This is a genomic window from Vibrio sp. ED004 (assembly GCF_023206395.1).
In the GTDB taxonomy this organism is placed as follows: domain Bacteria; phylum Pseudomonadota; class Gammaproteobacteria; order Enterobacterales; family Vibrionaceae; genus Vibrio.
The window spans coordinates 1,319,607-1,341,749 of the sequence record NZ_CP066150.1; the positions used below are offsets into that span (position 1 = coordinate 1,319,607).

The 22,143-nt window shown below is 43.2% G+C and carries 11 protein-coding genes; 5 read left to right on the forward strand and 6 right to left on the reverse strand.

Annotated elements, in window-relative coordinates; translation table 11 throughout:
- Positions 1–128: 128 nt before the first annotated feature.
- Entirely contained in the window at positions 129–1,031 is a 903-nt protein-coding gene (locus tag ITG10_RS23345; protein ID WP_017632138.1) for a LysR family transcriptional regulator, read from the reverse strand.
- Between the two features lie 128 nt (positions 1,032–1,159).
- Between ITG10_RS23345 and ITG10_RS23350 the strand changes: the two genes are divergently transcribed.
- Together ITG10_RS23350 and ITG10_RS23355 are read left to right on the forward strand one after the other, a co-directional pair.
- The gene (locus tag ITG10_RS23350) at positions 1,160–2,224 is read left to right on the forward strand and encodes an HlyD family secretion protein (protein WP_017632139.1); all 1,065 of its coding nucleotides are present in this window, start codon (positions 1,160–1,162) and stop codon (positions 2,222–2,224) included.
- Positions 2,225–2,227: 3 nt separating this feature from the next.
- The gene (locus ITG10_RS23355; protein WP_017632140.1) at positions 2,228–3,778 is read left to right on the forward strand and encodes an MDR family MFS transporter; all 1,551 of its coding nucleotides are present in this window, start codon (positions 2,228–2,230) and stop codon (positions 3,776–3,778) included.
- Positions 3,779–3,888: 110 nt separating this feature from the next.
- Here the strand turns inward: ITG10_RS23355 and ITG10_RS23360 are convergent, their stop codons facing one another.
- The 3 genes from ITG10_RS23360 to ITG10_RS23370 all read right to left on the reverse strand — a co-directional run bounded on the left by ITG10_RS23360 (position 3,889) and on the right by ITG10_RS23370 (position 7,190).
- On the reverse strand, positions 3,889–4,299 hold the full coding sequence (locus ITG10_RS23360) for a hypothetical protein (protein WP_017632141.1): 411 nt from the start codon (positions 4,297–4,299) through the stop codon (positions 3,889–3,891).
- A gap of 9 nt (positions 4,300–4,308) precedes the next feature.
- Positions 4,309–5,445 carry a hypothetical protein gene (locus ITG10_RS23365; RefSeq protein ID WP_017632142.1) on the reverse strand — a complete coding sequence of 379 codons (1,137 nt, stop codon included), beginning with the start codon at positions 5,443–5,445 and terminating at the stop codon, positions 4,309–4,311.
- A gap of 131 nt (positions 5,446–5,576) precedes the next feature.
- Positions 5,577–7,190 carry a methyl-accepting chemotaxis protein gene (locus tag ITG10_RS23370; RefSeq protein ID WP_017632143.1) on the reverse strand — a complete coding sequence of 538 codons (1,614 nt, stop codon included), beginning with the start codon at positions 7,188–7,190 and terminating at the stop codon, positions 5,577–5,579.
- Between the two features lie 344 nt (positions 7,191–7,534).
- On the opposite strand from ITG10_RS23370, the gene ITG10_RS23375 reads away from it, so the two are divergent.
- The 3 genes from ITG10_RS23375 (at position 7,535) to ITG10_RS23385 (ending at position 10,758) form a co-directional block, all read left to right on the forward strand.
- Entirely contained in the window at positions 7,535–9,124 is a 1,590-nt protein-coding gene (locus ITG10_RS23375) for a response regulator (RefSeq protein ID WP_017632144.1), read from the forward strand.
- Positions 9,118–9,450, forward strand: coding sequence for an Hpt domain-containing protein (locus tag ITG10_RS23380; protein ID WP_017632145.1), 333 nt, complete (start codon positions 9,118–9,120; stop codon positions 9,448–9,450). The genes ITG10_RS23375 and ITG10_RS23380 overlap by 7 nt, the downstream gene beginning before the upstream one ends.
- A 411-nt stretch (positions 9,451–9,861) precedes the next feature.
- Entirely contained in the window at positions 9,862–10,758 is an 897-nt protein-coding gene (locus tag ITG10_RS23385) for a sigma-70 family RNA polymerase sigma factor (RefSeq protein ID WP_248386937.1), read from the forward strand.
- 191 nt (positions 10,759–10,949) lie between these two features.
- Here ITG10_RS23385 and ITG10_RS23390 read toward each other — a convergent pair whose 3' ends face one another.
- The gene (locus tag ITG10_RS23390) at positions 10,950–11,303 is read right to left on the reverse strand and encodes a hypothetical protein (RefSeq protein ID WP_017632146.1); all 354 of its coding nucleotides are present in this window, start codon (positions 11,301–11,303) and stop codon (positions 10,950–10,952) included.
- A gap of 195 nt (positions 11,304–11,498) precedes the next feature.
- Positions 11,499–22,133 (reverse strand): tandem-95 repeat protein, encoded by a 10,635-nt coding sequence (locus ITG10_RS23395; RefSeq protein ID WP_248386939.1) that lies wholly within the window; start codon positions 22,131–22,133, stop codon positions 11,499–11,501.
- Positions 22,134–22,143 lie beyond the last annotated feature (10 nt).

The following is a 22,143-nucleotide window of genomic DNA, read 5'->3' on the forward strand; positions in this document are numbered from 1 at the left end:
TAGGTTCGTGCTCTCGTCCTAATGTCAGGTCTTAATATTCAGTTCTTTAGCTCTTTGTTTCCCATAATTTTCTGTTTAGATGCTAAAGAACTGAGGGCTCTGAATCACTTCGATAGACTAGACGAACGCTACTTGTTCTTCTCACTGAGGAATGCCGTTAGTAAGTAGTCAATAAACACCTTTTTTCGTTTGGGCATGAGCTGTCTATCGGCGTACACCAAGCTTACCGAGACTTGTGGCATGTCGTATTCTGGCAACAAGTGCACCAACCGGCCTGATTTAAAATGTTCTCGACAGATGAACTCAGGGAGCACTGCAAGCCCTAACCCATCGACACATGCTGTCAAACACGCGGTAATGGTATTCACCTTCAGTTGGCTTGGCAGCTCGATATACTCAGACTCCCCATCATCAAGCTGCAACTTCCATTTGGGTAAACGTGCCGCTTTATTCGAGACCTCAATCATACGAAATGGTGACTTGAGATCCTTGGGAGTCTTAATTTCACCAAATTGCTCTAAATATTTAGGGCTCGCGACCAATACACGCCCTGAAGTCGTCAAAAACCGAGACACCAAACTGGAGTCTGCCAACTCACCGATTTGCGCGTAAAGATCGATGCCTTCACCAATAATATCGACTTCTCGGTTAGTCAGTTCCAAGTTCATCGTCACATTCGGGTATTCAAGTAAAAAACTATGGATGTATTTGGCGAGAACTTGATGTCCCAACTCGACAGGCAACACCACATTTAAAGGGCCACGAATCAGATCTTGATTAGCAGAAACCTCTAGCTCAGCTTGGTTCATAATCTCGTGCATTTGCATGCTCGACTGATAGAAGCGCTCACCTTCCGGTGTTAATACCAAACTTCGTGTCGAACGAGTGATCAATCTCACACCTAGGTGCTGTTCTAGCTCAGCCAGTTTTCGACTGACGGTCGACTTCGTCATGTTCAACGCTTCAGCTGCGTGTGTAAAACTCCCACAATCAACCACTTGTGTAAAAACAGTGACCGCATTTAAATCCATCCGACCTCCACAAACTCGCCATTAGTAAGATTTTTGCAACAGTGTTTCCCTTTTTTCCTATCTTATCAATCAATGACTTTCATTTACAATTCGTTACATCTAAATAAAAACAAAATGAGAAAATAGAAATGACAGAGAACAACAACGCTTCGCAATCAGTAAGCACAAAAAAACGTAAAAAAGCACCGCTTATTGCTACTGCGATCATGCTGTCATTAGGTTTAGCTGGCGCTGGATATTGGTATGGCTACGGCCAGTATTTTGAATCGACCGATAACGCCTACTTACAAGGCGACATCACCAATATTAGCCCTAAAGTGTCTGGCTATATTGTTAAGTCTTACGTGAGTGATAACCAATCGGTGAAAGAAGGCGACTTATTGGTTCAAATTGATGACCGTGATTACCAAGCCGCCCTTGCTCAAGCTAATGCCCATTTATCCGTCGTACAATCCGACGTAAAGAACTTAATCGCTCAACAGACGTTACAACGTAGCAAAATTAACCAAGCAGAAAGTGGTGTCGATTCCGCAGAAGCGGAATATGAACGTGCTATCCAACAAGTACAGCGCTCTCGCAGCTTGTTGAAACGCAATTACGCTTCTCAAGATGAAGTCGATAGCATGGTTGCTCAACAAAAAGTGACACTTGCTGACTTAGAAGAAGCGAAAGCCAACCTGGTCGCTACCAATGACCAACTGATCGTTATTGCGAGCGAAATTGAGCAAGCCAAAGCCTCAGTAACAGAAGCGCAAGCACAACAAGATCAAGCACAACTCAACCTAGATTACACCAAAGTCTACGCTCCTACTGATGGCGTCATTGGTAAGCGCAGTGTGCGTGAAGGTTTATTGATTCAAGCTGGTGCTCCGCTTATGAGTTTAGTGCCTAACAACCAAGTATGGATTGAGGCAAACTTCAAAGAGACACAGCTAAGTGGCATTCACAAAGGTCAAACCGTTGAAGTTGAACTAGACGCTTTTCCAGGTCAGCCACTTGAAGGCGTGGTAGACAGTTTCTCCCCTGCTACTGGCGCTAAGTTCGCGCTGCTGCCACCTGAGAATGCGACAGGTAACTTCACCAAAATCGTTCAACGTGTGCCTGTGAAAATCACCATTCCAGATCAGCAAGAGTTGAAAGGTCGATTGCTTCCGGGTTTGTCTGTGGTTGCGACCATCGATAAACGAGGCTAGACCATGAGTAGCGCTGGTGTTGTCACCTCAACTCATGATGAGGACAAAGTATCAACTCGCCATTGGATCGCCCTATTCGGCGGTTTGATTGGTGCGTTTATGGCGATCTTGGATATCCAGATCACCAACTCCTCTCTTAAAGATATTCAAGGTGCCTTGTCTGCAACTTTGGATGAAAGTTCATGGATCTCCACGTCATATCTAGTCGCAGAAATGATCGCCATTCCACTCAGTGGTTGGCTTTCAAAAGCGCTCGGTAAGCGTCGTTATCTCACGTGGACCACGGCAATCTTTACCATTTCATCTCTGCTGTGTTCTTTCTCGTGGAACATGACGTCGATGATCGTGTTCCGTGCGATGCAAGGTTTTAGTGGTGGTGCATTAATCCCACTCGCTTTCTCCTTGGTCATTCAACTATTGCCTATCAACAAACGCGCAGTCGGCATGGCGCTGTTTGGTGTTACCGCGACGTTTGCTCCGTCTATTGGCCCAACGTTTGGTGGTTGGTTGACCGAGAACTTCTCGTGGCACTATATTTTTTACATCAATATTCCGCCCGCTCTGCTCGTGATCACCATGATCCGCTATGGCTTAGACGATGAAAAACTCGACCTTGGTACGCTAAAAAAAGCCGACTGGTTCGGTATTGCGACCATGGCACTAGGTTTAGGTTGTTTGGAAGTCGTGTTAGAAGAAGGCAACCGTGAAGAATGGTTTAGCTCAAGCTTTATCGTTGGTTTGAGTATTGTGTCTGCAGTGAGCTTGGTTTACTTCGTGATAAACGAGTTACAACACAAGAAGCCACTGGTGAATTTGCGGCTATTGCGAGAACCGCAGTTTGCGATGTCTTGTATCGCCTATCTGATTTTAGGGATGGCGTTGCTCGGATCTATCTATGTATTGCCGCTGTATTTAACGCAAATTCAGCAATACAACGCGATGGAGATTGGTGAAGTTCTGATGTGGATGGGTTTTCCTCAGCTACTGATATTTCCAATCGTGCCTAAACTGACCCAAATCATTAAGCCCAAATACTTGGTGACCTTTGGCTTCGCGATGTTTGGTTTCAGTTGTTACGTGAACACCCACATGACGATTGATTTTGGTGGTCAGCAGTTGATTTTATCTATGCTTCTGCGCGCTATTGGCAGCCCATTTATTATGGTTCCGTTGTCTTTGGTTGCCATGAAGAACATCAGCAAAATGGACACTCCGGACGCTTCGACTTTAACCAACGTAATGCGCAACCTAGGTGGTGCGTTCAGCATTGCAATTATCGCGACGCTACTGGATAACAAAACTCGTGAGCATCTTGCACATATTAAAGAGTCGCTACCTTCAGTGAGTCAATTAGGTTGGCAAACACTCAAAGATCAGCAAGCGTTCTTTATTCAATCAGGCAGTGATGCCGCGACAGCGATGCAACAAGCGCAAGCTAGCCTGTTAGGAACCATGCAACGTGACGCCGCTATCATGGCTTATAACGATGTGTTCTTGATGATGACGGTATTCTTGGCTCTAGCTGCAGTATTGATATTGACTATGAGGGATTAAACCTAAAATCAATGTCATCCTAGATTTAACCATGCAAAAATATGAAGCCCGATAACCAATCAGTTACCGAGCTTTTATTGTTTGAATTGCCGTTTCTTAAGAGAAAACAGTTAGTACTTAAACAGTACTTTTACATCACCGCTCAACGCAGATTCGTCAACATAACCAATAGCATTGGCGTTTGAAGAAACGTGATTAATAACGGCGCTGTAATCTGCAACTTGAACCGGGGCTTCTGCTTTACCAGTAAACACCAAGCGAGCCCACGCTGATTGCAGTTGAGATTCAGAGCGTCCCGTTGCTACTTCATGGAAAGCAATACGACCAGCAGCACCATCCACAAGCTCTACGATTTGCGCTTTGCTACCATTACCCAGTTGGTTTGATTTACCCATGAATAATTTTTTCACATCCGCGCTCGATAAAGCATCAACACCTGCGCTATTACCGATAACAACCATACCTGCAGAAGCATTAAACGAAATGAATGTTGCCGCCATAAGCGTTAGTAACTTTTTCATACTGATACCTTAGAATACGAAGTCTAATTTAGCTGAATACAAGATTGAATCATCTTCAAAGAAATTGCCCGTTGCGACGAATGGATTTGCGGTAGTTTCTATATTCTCTTGGAAGCCACCACTGGTACCTTTGTAATCAACATAAGTCACATCGACTTTAAGCGACATGTTCTTAGCAAAGTCCCAGCGAGAACCAACTGCATAAGACAATCTCTCGTAGTTCATTGCTTCTCTTAGAGATGAAGAAGGTAGATTCACACGCTCTTCGTTATCTGTTGTTTCGACCCAGTTAACAGTAAAGTACGGGGTAAACTCATTCACCCTATAACCAATCAATGTTGAGATAGATTGGTAATCATAAAACTCACCATCAAGCTGTACATCCGCACCTTCGATGTTTGCGATTAAATCACCGTTATCATATTGCGCACCAAGTGAAATAAACTGGCCGTCTTTGCTATCCAACATCTCAGCCATTTGGCAGTAAGGATCAGAAGATGTCTTAAAATCACAAGATGGATTTGATTCAGCAACAAAGTAAGAACCACGGAATGTGAAATCGTTGACGTTCCAGTTAGCACTTAAACCCATCAATTTATCGAGCTTAACTTCACCAACCATCGAATCATCTTCATCGATCGTGCCGACACCCACAACAGGTTGAATCAGTAAGCTTGAATTTTCTAACTCCACAGGGATCAATAAATCAACTCCGGTGTAGTTTTTTAGAACGATGTTTTCATATAGCTCTTGAGACGGGCGAATCATAGGGTATGCGTAACCTAGATCTGTATAGTCAGAATAGAAAAACAGAGGCAAACGCAACTTACCAGCGCGAGCTGTAAAACTGTCAAAGTCGTATGATGCATAGGCCATCTCGATCTTTGGTTCATAATCATAGCGGCTGTTCGCAACGATCTGAGTAACGAATTTCGCTCTCTCATTCACCTGGAAGTCAAACTGAAGGCCAGCAAGCGTTTCTTGCTCCCACTGAAGGTTTTCACTCGTGTACCCCGCATAATTAACATCATTATTCGCTTTGCCGATACCTACGGAACCAAAACCACTGATATTAATATCTTCCATACTTGCAGCATTAGCACCACAAGCAACACTTACTAGAGCAGCAATTACTGTCTTTTTCATAACGAACTCCACAGTTATGTTTTCATTTTTATAATTAGTAGCCCCAAATTCGAGGCAAACTCCCGCTGTCTTTCTTGGTTAAAATCAAGAAAAACGTGACTTAAAAAAACAGCGGGAAGAATTGAGGAAAGTTAACGAATCTTAAAATGACCCGTTAATTCAGTTAGGTTTCGCGTGATTTTTTGAATATCTTGAGCAACAGAATCAACTTGTTGAACGCTATCTGTCGTACCTTCAGCCATATCACGTATATCAGTGACAAAAGTTTCGATTCGAGAAGACGTTTGTTCTTGTTCTTCAGTCGCAGACGCAATGCTGTCATTACGTTGGCTAATATCCATAACATCATTAGTGATCTGAATGAGAGACTTCTCTGCAACTAACGATTGTTCAACACAATTTTCAGCTTTAATTGCGCTTTCGGAGATGATTTTCGACGCCATTTTCGCTTGCTCTTGTAGCTGAGAAAGCACTGACTGAATCTCTTGTGTAGAGCTTTGTGTCCTTGAAGCCAACGTGCGAACTTCGTCAGCGACCACTGCAAATCCTCTACCTTGCTCGCCAGCTCTAGCCGCCTCGATTGCCGCATTAAGAGCCAACAAGTTGGTTTGTTCGGCAATCGCACTAATTGAATCCAATATTGACCCTGCACTTTGAGTGTTTGTATCCAACTGACCTACAACTTGAGAAGCTTGTCGTACATCGCTAGTCAGCTCTTGTACCGCGAGAATAGTGCTTTTTACTTGAGACTCACCCATCGAAGCTTGTTCACTTGCACTGGTGGCAGATAAAGATGCGTCATTGGCATTCACGGCAATGTCTTTTGCCGCCATGAATAGCTGTTGTAATGATTGGGATACTTCTTCAATTGCCAAATGTTGATTCTTTGACAATGTGCGAGTGTTTTGGCTTGTACTAACTAAAAAACGCGATATAGAGTCTAGTTCGACAACGTTTTCTATGGTCTCTGACACATTACGCTGTAAATGAGAAACGAAAGAGTTGAACGAATCAACCAGAGGCTTTAGTTCGTCATTTTTTGCATGTACCAGGCGAACCGTTAAATCCCCCTCACCTTCGGCAATGTCTCTCATTTTGTCACTGATGTTCGCCAAATCTTTACGAATAGCATGCACAACGAACCATCCAAACAAACACAGTGCAATCAACGCCGTGATGCCAAGCACTGTCATTATTTTGTTTGAACTAAGGTTATTTTCCTCAAGTACCGTGACTGAGTTTTCAAAATCTGAGATTCGAGCTTCCGAGAAGTGGTTTATATCTTGGGTAAGCACTTCAAGCATGTCGCTATTTTGCTTGGCTAGTTTACCAACCTCTATCAATGACAGATCTCCATCGATCATGCCTTTAGCAATGCGATGTGCTAACTCAAAATATGTCGTGGTATTTTTCTGAAGTTCTATGATTGAATATTTGATTGATGGGTCTAATTCTACCTGCATCTGAAAGTTAGCTACTATTTCCTTGTAGGTAGCAGCATTCATTTGAAGTAGTTCTTCGTCACCTAACGTGACGGCTAAATTAAATCGTTCGGCCAATTGAGAGATTAACACTCTGTTCATTGACGACGAATCCATGATTGGATAAAGAACTTTATCGATTCGATTTACTTGTTCGTTGTTATTACTTAAGGCCCCCTCGCCCACAAACAAAATACTACTGAAACCAGCAAAAGAGAAAAGGCACAATGCCAGAACTTTATTTTTTATAGAAAGCGAAAACATGAAACATCCTTATAAACGGAATAATATACCGTCGTTTATCTATAAGAATACTTTTAAGGTCAGCCGCCCACAATTCAAATTTAATATGATTACAATAAATAATTTCGATTAAATACATAAATACGGTAAATCACAAATGTTTCAAATCTACTCCCTCAAATGCGATTAATCTTATTCCACGCTCTGTGGTACAACAAGCCAAGAACCTAGCCTAATGGTTTATCTTTAACTCCCAAAAATCTAATGAACAACAAAGAGTTAAACCTCAAGCAATTTATGGTACGCAACCTTGACAATGTACAACCTGACACCTAAATTAAAAATAACATTTGGTATTGAGGAAAATGGATTTGACCTTACCACCAGACCTACGGGTTTTGATTGTCGACGACTCTAAAAGTGCAACGATACTTATCAAGCAACAATTGGCGAGCCTTGGCATTTCGCGCGACTGCATCTTTATTGCAACCGATTATCGACAAGCCATAAAAGCGGTCGAGACGCACTCTTTTCACGTTCTCCTCATTGATTACCACTTAGAGCAATCATTCACAGGGTTTGAGTTGTTGGGCATTCTTTACCGAAATCGACTTATCGATCATACGGTTGCGACTATTCTACTTTCTGGCGATATGCGTCAGGAAACAGTTCTAACCGCCCTATCCGGCGAAGCGCATCATTTCATTTCTAAGCCGATTCACACTCAATCGTTGGGTAAGAAAGTCCAGAACGCAGTGTTTGAATCTCAGCAAATTGATCAACTAAACCGCCTCTACCCAATAAACACACCTGAAGTGCTTAATCAGGCGCTAGCGATTCCTAATAACCAAGTGAACGTACAATTCGAAGCGACACTGATCGAGCACTTAATCGCGGGTAAAAAGTGGGACTTGCTTTCAAATGTCCTCACGACTTCGAAAACAAAAATGCACCCGACAAAGTTGGTTGCAGAGGCATTGATTTTAGACAGCTTAGGTAAACCGAACCTAGCGATAGAAAAACTGCACAATTACTTGATTGTTCAGCCATTGTCACTAAACGTGATTGATTGCTTAAGCTGCATCTATGAAAAACATAAGATGTTGCTGCCAGCGCTTAAGCTGGCAATACGAGCATTTGAAATGACGCCGAGCATCAGCCATCGCGCAATCAGAGCGATCGACTTGGCCGAGAACGTCGATAATACGCACATGTTGATTAAGCTTGGGGAAATGTACGCGACCCACATTTCGTCTGCCGATATTGATGTGATTAATTCGATTGGCACGCACTACGACTCTTTAAAAGCGACCTACCAACGAGAAACTCAGACAAGTAACAAACGTATGTTGCTTGAGCACGCCAACCAATTCACTGAGTTAGTGAATTTAAAGCTCCCCGCAAAGCTACAACAACAAGTTTTAGCCAGCCTTGCCCTGTTCCAGAGCAGTATATTGCTGATAGAAAACAGCCCATTGGTTGCCCACAAAAAAGTGATACGAGCAACCAAGCTGTTATCGAATCATTTTTTCAACCAACCGACTTCGCTGCTAGCTCAACTGTTGCCGTTGCTTAGTCACTTTGGCGAATACTCGTTGTACCATCTTGTAGCGGAATGCCTCAAATCTCGTGGTGAGCCAGTACAAGAACAACTGGCGTCAAACACAGCCGACCCGTCCACTTGCATCAATATCGGAAATTCGGGGTCGATCCAAGAATTAAAAGATTACATTCACAATTACCCTTATTCAGTCGCCGCTAAGCTTGACTATCTATATGCCGTCAATAACGCTCACATAGAAGTAAACCTTAGCGACGAATACGTAGAAGAACTGACACAGCTAGAACTTCCACCAAGATGGAACCAATGGATCAGTGATTCATCAAGGTATGGTTTTTCCACTAAGCCACCTAGCCCATTCTCAACAAGCAGCCGACAGGAGTCTATATGCTAGATTTTGATGCTTTAAATGCCTACTTAGATAATGACAGAGAAGTGATTTACGCTGTGCTGTCAACTTACCAAGAAGACCATGGCAATTCACTCGAAGAGATAGAAGAATTAGTACAACAACAAGATTGGGGCAAGCTTCATTTCACTGTGCATACCTTGAAAGGCATATTAGCCAGCTTTGGCGAAGAGACTGCTACTGTGGCCTTAGAAAGAGTAGAACAAAACACACTAAATAAGCTCGCGCCGCAAGATGATGATCTTTCTGTTATCTACAGCGAAATGAAGATCATTAACCAACAAATCGATGAGGTTCTTAGCACTTATTAGTCGATAGAATTAAGACTTTCGTGGCGATACTGAATAGCAAAAACAGCTGAAAGAGTTGAGGTGCTTAGAAACATTGAACCTCAACTCTTGCCATTTTCTTCATCACTTTCCTTGTCAATTATATAGCCACTCCACACCTATAAATTCATGACATTTATCTAGATAAACCGATGCATAAGACAGGCTTTGTAAACCCGCTATGTTGATGTTTTAAATAAAAAACCAACCCAATTGATGAGATGCAAAAAGGTTAAATATTTGTAGATATTTTTGTGACATAAACATACAGGATTGCATTTTATTTGTTGGTAAAGAAGAAACTGTAATCTACACTCTAATGAACCAAGCGTTAATCACTTGGTGGCATAACAATAAAATAAAACGTTCAGTCGGCTAGATAAGGACAAGGATATGAACAACAATAGTTTTGCTGCGTTTCAGGGGCTCACGGAAGAAACACCCATTAATGAATCATTTTCTACCAGTGCAGAACCTTATGCTCATTATCTGAAGGATATTGTGGGCATTGATCTGCTGTCGCGTGAAGATGAGGTGTATTACGCAAAATTGAATCGCGCGGGTGATAAAAAAGCGCGAGATGTGATGATCGAATCAAACCTACGCCTTGTTGTAAAAATCGCAAAGAGTTACCTAAAACGTAAAGGCAATAATTTCACCCTGCTCGACCTGATCGAAGAAGGCAACATTGGGTTAATTAAGGCCATTGACAAATATGACCCAGAACCGGGCTATCACTTTTCAACCTATGCTGTGTGGTGGATCCGTGAAAGTATTGAAGCCGCACTGATGAACACGGGACGTACCGTCAGATTACCAGCTCATGTGTGCAAAGAAATAAACAGCCTCGCCTCAAAGAAGCTCGATGTAAGCAAAAAAATGTGTAAAGAAATTTCTATTTCTGAACTATCAGACTGTTCTGGCGTTAAAGCCGAACGCGTCGACCAACTGGTAGCATTGAGCGGATTTATTGACGTGACGACAACGGTCGGAACTAGCCATGCACCCATGGTGCTCGATCAATGTGAAAGTGAACACATTCCCGATCCTCAACAAGATTGTGAAGATAAGTCCTTTACCCTAGCTCTAGAACAAATCATCAATACCCTTCCTCCAAAGTTACAAAAGGTACTCATCCACCGTTTTGGTTTCTTTGATAACAAGGTGAAAACGTTGTCTGAGATTGGACAAATGTTGGATGTAAACGTTTCTAATGAACGAGTTAGACAAATGCAGAAAGAAGCGGTCGAAAGAATTCAAAAACGACTCAAATTTGATGGTTGGGTGTAAATAGCAACCCTGTTTATAATTAAGTGAAAAAAACGCGAAACCACAACAACAACGTTAAGTAAAACAAAGAACCTTAAGGGTGAGCCTGAAAACTTGCCCTTTTTGTTTGCCTAGTTTCCTGGAAAAAGCTCGTAAGCACAAAGACACTAAATCACCTAATCACTAGATCACTAAAGGGAAATTCGACATTATTAACTTAGAGAAGTAACTCGCTCGCTGCGTAAAATCAGATAATTGACATAAGTGGTTTCAAGACAATCTTGTTCCCACCCCGATAAAATCCGTTTGGCCGCAAAATAATAATCTTTGTTTCTCAACAACATCCCAACGGTGCGGCTGAGCTTTTCAAATCGAACGTGATCGCTCGCTGAGATGTAGTCATCTTCACTTTCAATAATCGGTGCTAAACCATCAGCAAACCAATTGTTCAATATTTCTCGCATCTCTAATTCAGACTCAGGCACATCCACACTCGACAACTCTCGATGCTGAGGTGGTGGCACGATGTACTTCGATGCTTGCGGTGAACTGACATAACGATACATGTCGTCCCTCATTTCTAACTGACTCTTCTAATAAGAAAGGACATTTTTGCCTGTTCTCAAGTTTATTTATCGAAACAAATAGCCAAAAAAACAAATAAAAAAGCCATGTATCAATAACTCTACATGGCTTTAATGAGGGCAACTTTTCGCTGCCCTATCTATTTGTCAGTTTAGACTAAAACTAAGCCCTCTCGATTAGATCGAGCCTTGGTCAAAGTCAGTGTTTTGATCGGTACTTGTTTGTGAATCTGAATCAAAACTTCCAGAGTCGTCTGTGAAGTCAACACCTTGGTCTTGACCACCAGCACTAGTCCAGTCACTGCCACCTGATTCCATACCTGCCATGTCTGTTTGCTGCTCTTGAGTAGAACCTTGCATGGTGTATTGATCATCAACTTCAACTTCAACAGAGCCACTTGCACCGTCTATCGAACTACCCAACTCGTCGTAACCTTGGAATTGGATCTCGCTAGTGCCCTCGTAACCTTCAGGAAGCTCAACCGATACCGACTGCTCAAGGTTACCACTGATAGTGAAGCTACCATCTCCGTTATCCAGCGCATTACTCACGCTAGAACCTTCAGGTAAACCGGACATTTCCGCGTAATCCACCGATTCGTTACCACTTACCTCATCAGGAATCGAGATAGAGATCGTATCACCCGGTGCGGCTGTCACATCTGCACTGCTTTCTTCTTCATCTACAGAATCACTTTGCGATTGCTCAGCTGTCTGTGTTGTATCAGTTTGTTGCTCATCGATTGACTGTACGGTTTGCTCCTCATCATTTTGCTCAAAATCGCCGGCAACTTGAATACTTAGATCATGACTAGACGTTACACCATTATCGTTAATTTCAACACTCATGGTTAAATTACCATCAAAGTCATCATTCGGCCAATATACCCACTCTGAATCACCTGACTCTGCAAAGAAGCCTGCATTGTTAGAATCCGTAATATCTAATATCTCTGATGAAGTATTAACACCTAGCTCATCTAATAGTTGCTCTGATGCAAATGTTAATGAACCATCATCCGAGATGGTATAATCTTCTACAATATCCGAGGTTTTAACCAGAATGTTCTGCTCAAGTGTGTTGGTACCATCGTTGACGATAACCGTAAGATTGGCCAAGTTACCTTCACCACTTCCAGTCATAGTAAAGGTGCCGTCACCATTATTGGTAATGATTAGTGAGCTGTCAGCTGTCGTAACATCAGTTATCTCAATCTCATCACCTTCTACATCAGTAAACATACTCAGTAGTTGCTCGGTCTCGAGCGTAACAGAACCATCACTAGCGATATCCATGGTAACGTCAGGTTCAGGCGTTACATCAATAGCAGGAACTGCGCGGGTTGCTACTTCAGATGCACCGTTACTACTCGATGACCAGGTACCAATTAGCTGATCTCCATCAAAATGAATAACTGGACTATTTATACTTGAAACTCCATCTAGCATTGTAATGGTCTGAAGCGTTTCGCCATCGTTGTATTGATTGACATAGAAACCATTCTCATTCGAGCCTTGCGACCAACCGATTGCAAATGAACCATCACCCGTGTCAGCTAAGGTGTGGCTATTGGCATAACCTGTCACGCCGTCAGGTGGAGCTATCGCATAACTGGTCTCTGTCCCATCAGGATCAACCTGAACAGCTGTATAGACTGTTTCACTTCCAATCCATTCACTAAATATAGTTACGCTAGAGCCATCCTCTAACATATCAGAGGTGGCAATATTCGCACTCGAACTCACACTGTTAATAACACTAGTGTCGGTAATAATGCCGGTTCCTGTATCAATACTTGTGATTTGCATTTGACCACTGTCAGATCCTATCATCGTAACATTGCCATCAGAACCAACAGAAACTTTAGTTGTCCAGTTCATCGCTCCCACAGGTATTTCTAATACAGAACCTTCTGGTTGGCCGTTGGCATCGAGAGTTTGCACATTGACGTGGTTACTCGCGCTTGATCCCCAACCTTCACTCGTTCCAAAGACCAAACTACTACCACCATCATTTTGTATCGTGATGTCTAATCCGTAAAAGCTATTAGATGTAGCAACGGTAACTTCTGGCGATGTCACAGCCATGTTTTCGTCGAACGACATGTATTTAAGCGCCTGACCACCTGTATCACTATCCCAAGCAGAATAAGCTACAGAGACCCCACCTGATTCAGTTGCGGCAACGGTTAGGTTTGAAGGCGAACTATCAAACTCATTCATAGAGACAGGTGTCCCTTCTGGTGTACCATCAGCAGCAAAATTCTGAGCCGCCAATACCTGGTTATAGGTGATAGGATCAGATTGCAAGGTTAAAACCATCGATGAACCGTCGTCGAACGTGACCGTTTGAGGACTACTCAAGGAAAAGTCTGTTAACACCTCTGTACCAGTCTCTGTGACATTTAATGTAGTATTAGGCGAAACAAATACAGGGGCGTCATTCACCGCTTGTACTGTCATAGTAATATCGACAGTCACACCATCAGCGATGCTGTCTGTTACCGTAAAGTTGATCGGTAAATCACCATTAAAGTTCTCGGCTGTAGTAACAGTCCAAGTACCGTCGCCATTGTCTTCGATAGTGGCTTTAGCCGCATCAGCAGACTCAACATTGAGTACTGTCATCGCATCATTTTCACCATCAACAACCGTTGCCAAGAGGTCTTCAGCGCTAATGATTGTTGCAACATCTTCTATACCGGTCAAGGTTACGCTATCGGTATCTTCAGGGGTTGTATTGACACGAATATTCAGATTTGCATCACCTTGAATAACCTCTTCCCCATCACTTATATCAAAACTCAACGATACATCACCAACAAAGTCAGCATCAGGTGTATATGTCCAAGTACCGTCACCGTTATCAGACAAAAGGCCGTTACCACTCGCAGATACATTGCTTACCGATAACGCATCACCATCAATGTCTGTCGTACTCGCTAGCAGTTGAGATTCACTTATAGTAAAGGCAGCATCTTCATAACCTTGTAGGTTCAGTGTATTAGTAATCGGCGTATCGTTAACAGGGTCGACCGTTAAACTCATCGATACAGGGATAGAAACAGTGCCATCATTGACGTCAAAATTAAAGATGGTTAAACCGTTAAAGTCTGGCTCAGGGGTATAGTTAAATGTGCCATCCTCATTATCTTCAATCGTCCCATTACTACTAGAAATATTTTCAATGGTAAATGTATCACCATCAACGTCTGTTACCGATGATGTCAGATCCTCAAGTGTTAGTACAATTACAGAGTCTTCTGCACCACTAGCATCCATTTGCGCATACTCAGGTTGCGGTTCAGCCAACGACACTGACTTGGTATAAGTTTGATTACTAGCAGTCGAGTTGTCGTAAAGTGACCAAGTGGCTGTAAGTTGGTCGCTATCGGAACTAAATGTAATACCATTCGGATAGCTACTGAGCTGAGCGACGGTCGACTCTTGTAAAACATTACCATCAGCATCATAGCCTGTCGCATAAACGGTTGTACTTTCGTTCCAACCAACTGCGAAGTTACCGTCACCAGTATCAACAAGGTTAAGGTTAGACATATAGCCACTAGAACCATTATGCCCCTCAACGACAAGAGTGGTTACATTTAAATCTGGATCAATTTTAATTATGCCATTTTGTGCACCTACTCCTGATACCCATTCACTAGTTAATAACAGCGTTGATCCATCTTCTAACGTAAGTGTATCGTTGATACTAGTACTGTCGCTAATAGCATCTAACACAGTAGTATTTTCAATGGTTCCACTATTTGTATCAATGACACTAAGTTGGGTTTCTTGCCCTGATTTACTTAATACTTGTACCGAGCCTTCACTGCTTATAAATAGCTTAGTATTCCAGTTAACATCCAAGCCGCCAACTTCAGTAACAGAGCCTATAACCTCACCTGTATTACTCAATGAAACCACATTAATTTCAGCTACTCCATCACTATCAGATCCACCGTAAGCCATTAAGAACGTACCATCCTCTTGGAGACTTACAGCAGGAGAACCGTAAATGCTTGATTCACTATCAATAACAATAGGATCGCTAGATGTTTGTGTGTTCACATCAATCATTTGAACCTTAACAGAATTACCTCCAGAGCTATCCCATTCTGTAAAACTTACTAACAGATCACCATTTGATGAAGCGGTTACATCTATGTTTGAAGGAGAACCGCTAAAACTGGTAAGTGTCATGGTTTCTCCTTGCGGAGTACCATCTTCACCAATTAGCTGTGCTTTAAGTAATTGTGAGAACGACACTGAGTCGTAACTCTGACTCACTATTAAAGTTTCACCACTCGGTAGTTCAACCCCTTGGGCATTATAGGTATCTAAACGGCTTGTTAGCTGCTCAGTATCTGTATAAGACTCGCTGAACGTCACCTCTGGTACATTAAATACCGGTACATCATTAACATTCTGAACCAACATAGTGATATCAATCGATTCACTAGCACCAATATTGTCCGTCGCTGTAAAGCTGATTGGCACATCGCCATTAAAATCATCAACTGGCGTGAAGCTCCAAGTTCCATCACCATTATCAACCAAAGAACCGACTGAATTATCGACCAAGTTGAAATTACTAATACTAATCGTATCGCCCTCGGCATCTGTTAACATAGACAAGATTTGCGCCTGCTCGATGATAATTGCTTGGTCTTCCGTTCCGGATAGCTGATCCGCTGAATCATGAACTGTTGGCGCGGTATTGATACGTATATTAAAGTCCGCGTCTGCAGGTGTTGTCGTCACGCCATCCGATACATCGAACGATACATTTAGGTCACCGTAAAATCCTGGTTCAGGTGTGTATGTCCAAGTACCATCACCGTTATCTACTAGATCACCAGCACCTTCAACATCTAAATTGACCACACTTAGGTTGTCATCATCAACATCACTCGCTTCCGCCAGTAAATCGGCTTCGGTGATCGTGAGTGACGCATTTTCATAGCCTTGTAGGATTGCATTGCCGTCAACATCTGGCGCATCGTTGACTGGATTAATGGTCATCGATAGAGCAGTTGACGAGCTATCATTGCCATCACTTAGCGTATAAGTGATATCAAAGTTGCCGTTATAATCAGCGTCAGGTATCAACTGATAACTACCGTCTTGATTGTCAATTAACGTAGCATTATCTAATGTCAGTTGTGGCTTCCCGTCATCGTTCGCAACTGCGTCACTCATATCTATAATGGCACTGAACGCATCGCTTTCAACATCTGTTGCACTGCCAATCAAGTCTGCTTGAGTAATTGTGATTACGCCATCTTCATCAACGTTCAGGCTGACACCATCACTGGTTGGTGCATCATTGATTGGCGTAATCGATAGATTAATCGACGAGGCAACCGTGTCAACGCCATCAGTAACATCAAAGCTAAGTGTAACATCACCGTTAAAGTCTTGGTTAGGCGTTAATGTCACTGTACCAACACCGTCGGTTGTAACCGTGCCGGCAGCGAACTCTACATTAGTTGCTTGTAGATTATCGCCATCAACATCACGGGCCTGACTTAACAGCTGCGATTGTGTCAGAGTCAGACTGTTGTCTTCATTGATTGTGTACGAAAGGTTCCCCGCAACAACCGGAACATCGTTCACCTCCGATACACTCACATTAATATTAGCATCCGTTGTTTCGGTACCGTCAGTCACCGTAAAATCAAGTGCAACATCACCATTGAAGTTGTCATTCGGAGCAAAGCTGTAAGTGCCATTACCATTATTAGTAAACACACCATCGGTACCGTTGTAACTGACCGACTCAATCGACAGCGTTTCACCATCGGCATCTGACGCCCCCGCTAGAAGCTGCGCATCAGTGAACGTTAACGTACCATCTTCTTCAATGGTGTAACTAACATCACTCACCACCGTTGGGTCACTCATCGGATTGACCGTTAGGTCTGCCGTTGCGATCACCGTATCGGTGCCATCCGTTAGGTCGAAGGTGATATCAATATCACCATTAAAGTTCGCATTCGGTGTAATAGTGAAACTGCCATCATCGTTTTCCGTCACTGTCGCGTTACCACTAACAGACAAGTTTGCGGCCGTTAGGTCATCACTTTCCACATCGGTCGCTTGCGCTAATAGTTGCTCTTGACTTAACGTAATAGAGTTATCTTCATTAACGGTGTACGCCAAATCACCACTCACTGGCGCATCATTAACCGCCTCGAAATTAATATTGATGATATTGCCATCAGTGGCAACACCATCGGTTACTTGATAACCCAGCTCAACCTCACCGTTGAAGTTATTATCCGGTGTAATTATCCACGTACCGTCACCGTTATCGGTTAACGTGACGTACTCCGCGTTATCACCCACCAGTTCTATATTTTGAATCTCAAGAATGTCTCCATCGATATCACTCGCTTGTGCGAAGAGCTGTTCTTCTGTAATAACCACAGAGGCAAACTGCGTAGCCCCTCCGGTATCAATGGTCACATTTGGCAGGTCAGCGGTCAGTTCGATTTCATTGTCACCTTCACGGATATTAAGTTCTACCGTTTCGGTCATTTCAGTGCCGTCCACACCAATAGATGTAAACACCGCTTCATCGTGAATAGTTTGAGAAAGCGTGATGTTTTGAAGTACGTAGTCACCATTACCTATATTCGAACCTAACTCAAAGTAAGACACTGGTTCGTTTACAGTTAAAGTAACACTTGCCTCAAATCCTTGATCACTTTGATCTTTTTCTACAATCATTGAGTCGACCAAGTCACCATCTGAGTTAAATGCTCTAACTTCTACCTCTGTATAATAAGGAGATCCTTTATTATCAAAATATCCCCCCATACCGCCTAGCTGGAGGCTGATTTCGTTAATCTCCTGACCTTCAACGGTCATAGTAAGTTTTTCGTTTCCACTCAAACCAGCTTTGTCGTTATCACCGATACCATGACCAGTAGCGCCATCAGCATTCCACGCACTGAGTGGACCATCATTACTTTGGATAGTGACTTTCAAATCACCATCAACGAGTTCACGCGTATTAGGATCAACGGCAATGCCCCAATCATCAAGGCTAGCATTGTCATCAAAGGTACCGATTTGGCTAGTATGTGTAATATCATCATTATCATTTGGAATGAAGCGTACTTCCGTGTCCACAGGGACTTCTTGCCCTACCTCTAGCTCTACCCATTCGTCGTTCAAGTTCGCTTCAATGACACCGTTTTCAGGAGCTATGTCGAAACGTAACACAGGCTCTTCACGCAGAGAAACGCCCACTGTTTGATCTTCTTCCGCTTGGATAGAGATTTCATCGCCTGCTTCTGGCGTGTCATTCACTGCGACAACCGTTAAGTCAAGACCCGTAGCCACCGTTGCCGTGCCATCACTGACATCAAAGGTTAACGTCAAGTCGCCATTAAAGTGCGCTTCCGGCGTAACGGTAAAGCTACCATCCCCATTATCGGTAACCGTACCTCCACTCGCTAATTGTAAGTTCGATGCGGTCAATGCATCACCATCGATGTCACTGGCATTGCCCAACAACTGCTCTTGGCTAAGCGTGATGGTGCCATCCTCGTCCACATTGTACGCCACATTACCCGACACTATCGGCGTGTCATTCACCGCTATGACATCAACATCCGCAGTGGTTGTCGCAGTCGCCCCATCATCATCGACGACGGTGACATTAATCGACACATCGCCGTTGAAGTTGTCATTCGGTGCAAAACTGTAAGTACCATTACCGTTATTAGTGAAGATACCGTCTCCACCTGTGTAACTCACACTCTCAACAGTAACTGTACCGTCAATATCTGAACTGTTTGCCAATAGTTGTTCATCATTGAAGGTGAGCAAACCATCTTCATTTGCTTGATAACTGGTCGAGCCCGCAACAGGTGCATCGTTTACATCTGTCACGCTGACATTGATGTTCGCGTCCGTCGTGTTAGTACCATCACTCACCGTAAAATCAAGCGCAACGTCACCATTGAAGTTGTCGTTCGGTACGAAACTGTAAGTGCCGTTGCCATTGTCGGTAAACACACCATCGGTACCGTTGTAACTGACCGACTCAATCGACAAGTCGTCGCCATCAATGTCTGTCGCGTTAGTAAGCAGTTGCTCGTCCGTGAAGGTCAACGTGCCATCTTCACTGACGGTATAGGTAGCATCACTCACCACGGTTAAGTCATTCACCGCGGAAACATCAAGCGTCACAGAACCTTCGGTCTCTGAAACACCATCAGTCACAACAGTATTAAGACTTAGTGTACCGTTAAAGTTAGGGTTCGGTGTGACAGTAAAAGTGCCGTTGCCATTGTCTACTACTGAACCATTTTCATTGATGTCAATTCGTACTATTGAAAGAGCATCACCTTCATGATCGCTAGCAGAGAGTGCAGTTAGAAGTTCATCGGAGCTAATAGTCACGCTACCATCTTCACTTACTTGTGATGTAGCGGCAACGATATCAGCAGAAACTTCAGGTGCTTGATTGCTGAAATCGAGATTAATGTGGCTAGAAATTGTTTCTGTACCATCAGAAGCAACAAACTGGATTTGTGCTAATGATTCAAATCCATCTTGTGGAATAAAGTTATATTCGCCTTCCCCTGTTATTTGCAATGTACCTTCACCCGATACGAGTTGAACAGACTCTATAGTCAATGTGTCACCATCAGCATCAGTAATCTGTGATAGCAGGTCTTGATCGGTAAAGACTAAGCTTTCTCCAGGTGTAAGCGTGGTGGTTGCAATACCCGAACTTTCAGGAGTTGAATTACCAGTAGCGTTAGGCTCCTCTGTAGCATGTACGGCAATTGAACTTTGTACATCATGCATCTCACCGTTTTGTATTACTACAAATGCAAAATCAACTTGGCCGTTAAAACCATCTGCCGGACTAAAAGTAAAAGTACCGTCACTATTTTCAGTTAATGACCCCTGACTTGGATCGACCAAATGGGCAAGGTCGATACTAACTTCGTCACTTGATGCAATTTCTAAGTCATCTGCCTGAGCGAGAAGGTCTTCCATGGTTAAGGTAATATCCTGACCGCTAGACGTATCGAAGTCACCTACCAAGTTATCGAGATCAGGTGCGACTAGGGAGCCTTCATCGCCATAATCTACTGTAGTGGCAGTTACCGTTACACTGAAATCACCGCTCCAGTTTTCGGGTGGCGTCATTTCAATTTGGTCAATATTCCATTGCGTAATATTGATTACTTGATCTGGAGATGTAATCGTAATTGTGTAATTACCATCGCTAACCGTAAATCCTACGGGGTAGCCTGTCATAATTAGATTACTTAGCATCTCAGAATCGTCTAACAGGTCTACATTTAAGCTTAATAACCCAGACGAATCTTCATTAAAGACTAGTGGACCTGAATGAGAAGAGGTTATCACTGCACCGTCGGCGTGTGGCCTAACAAAGACAGGCATATCTAAGACTGTCTCTGTTTCACCGTCGGTTACAACTAATTGAAGCCCAGATGTACCCGAGAAATCACCATTTGGTGTATAAGTCCATGTGCCATCACTGTTATCAACAATATTACCTTCATCAGGTTCACTTGCAATAACCCTAGATAAGGTAAGAGTGTCACCGTCAACGTCACTAAAGAGATTTAACATGTCCACTTGGTTAAACGTAATCGAGCCATCTTCGACTGTCGTTAAATGGGCGTTACCTGAACTAAATACAGCGTCATTAACGGGTGTGACATCGACCTCTAATGTACCCTCAACAGATTCGACCCCATCATTAATGATATATGCTAGCTCAACAAGCCCGTTAAAGTCGGCTGCTGCTAACATTTGATAGGTGCCGTCAGACTGCTGCGTAATCGTCGCGTTTTGAGGTTGACGTACTACGATTGACTCAAGTGTTAAATTATCACCGTCAACATCGGTAGCATTTGCAAGAATGTATTCTGGTTCAATGACTAACGCCTGATCTTCTTCACTAGTAAAGGTAACCGTAGGTGCTAATGGTAGATCGTTAATGGCATCGACAGTAATAGTGCTAGTAGCATCGGTAACACTGACACCATCTGAGACTGAGAAATCAAGATCAACTGTACCGTTAAAGTTTTCATTAGGCACGAAACTATAAGTGCCGTTGCCGTTGTCAGTAAAATCACCATCACTACCTGTGTAACTGACCGAAGAAATAGATAAGTCGTCACCGTCTACGTCAGCAGCACCGGCAAGTAACTGCTCGTCTGTAATGGTAATCGTATCATCTTCATTAATATCAAATGAAGGTGGTGAAACAATGACCAAGTCATTAATCGGATTCACCGTTAAATCAAGACCCGTAGCCACCGTTGCCGTGCCATCACTAACATCAAACGTTAACGCCAAATCACCGTTAAAATCGGCCGTTGGAGTGACGGTAAAGCTACCATCCCCGTTATCGATAACCGAACCACCACTAGCAAGCTCTAAATTCGAAGCGGTTAAATCATCACCATCAATGTCACTGGCATTGCCCAACAACTGCTCTTGGCTAAGCGTGATGGTGCCATCCTCGTCCACATTGTACGCCACATTACCCGACACTATCGGCGTGTCATTCACCGCTATGACACCAACATCCGCAGTGGTTGTCGCAGTCGCCCCATCATCATCGACGACGGTGACATTAATCGACACATCGCCGTTGAAGTTGTCATTCGGTGCAAAACTGTAAGTACCATTACCGTTATTAGTGAAGATACCGTCTCCACCTGTGTAACTCACACTCTCAACAGTAACTGTACCGTCAATATCTGAACTGTTTGCTAATAGCTGTACATCGCTAAACGTTAACAAACCATCTTCA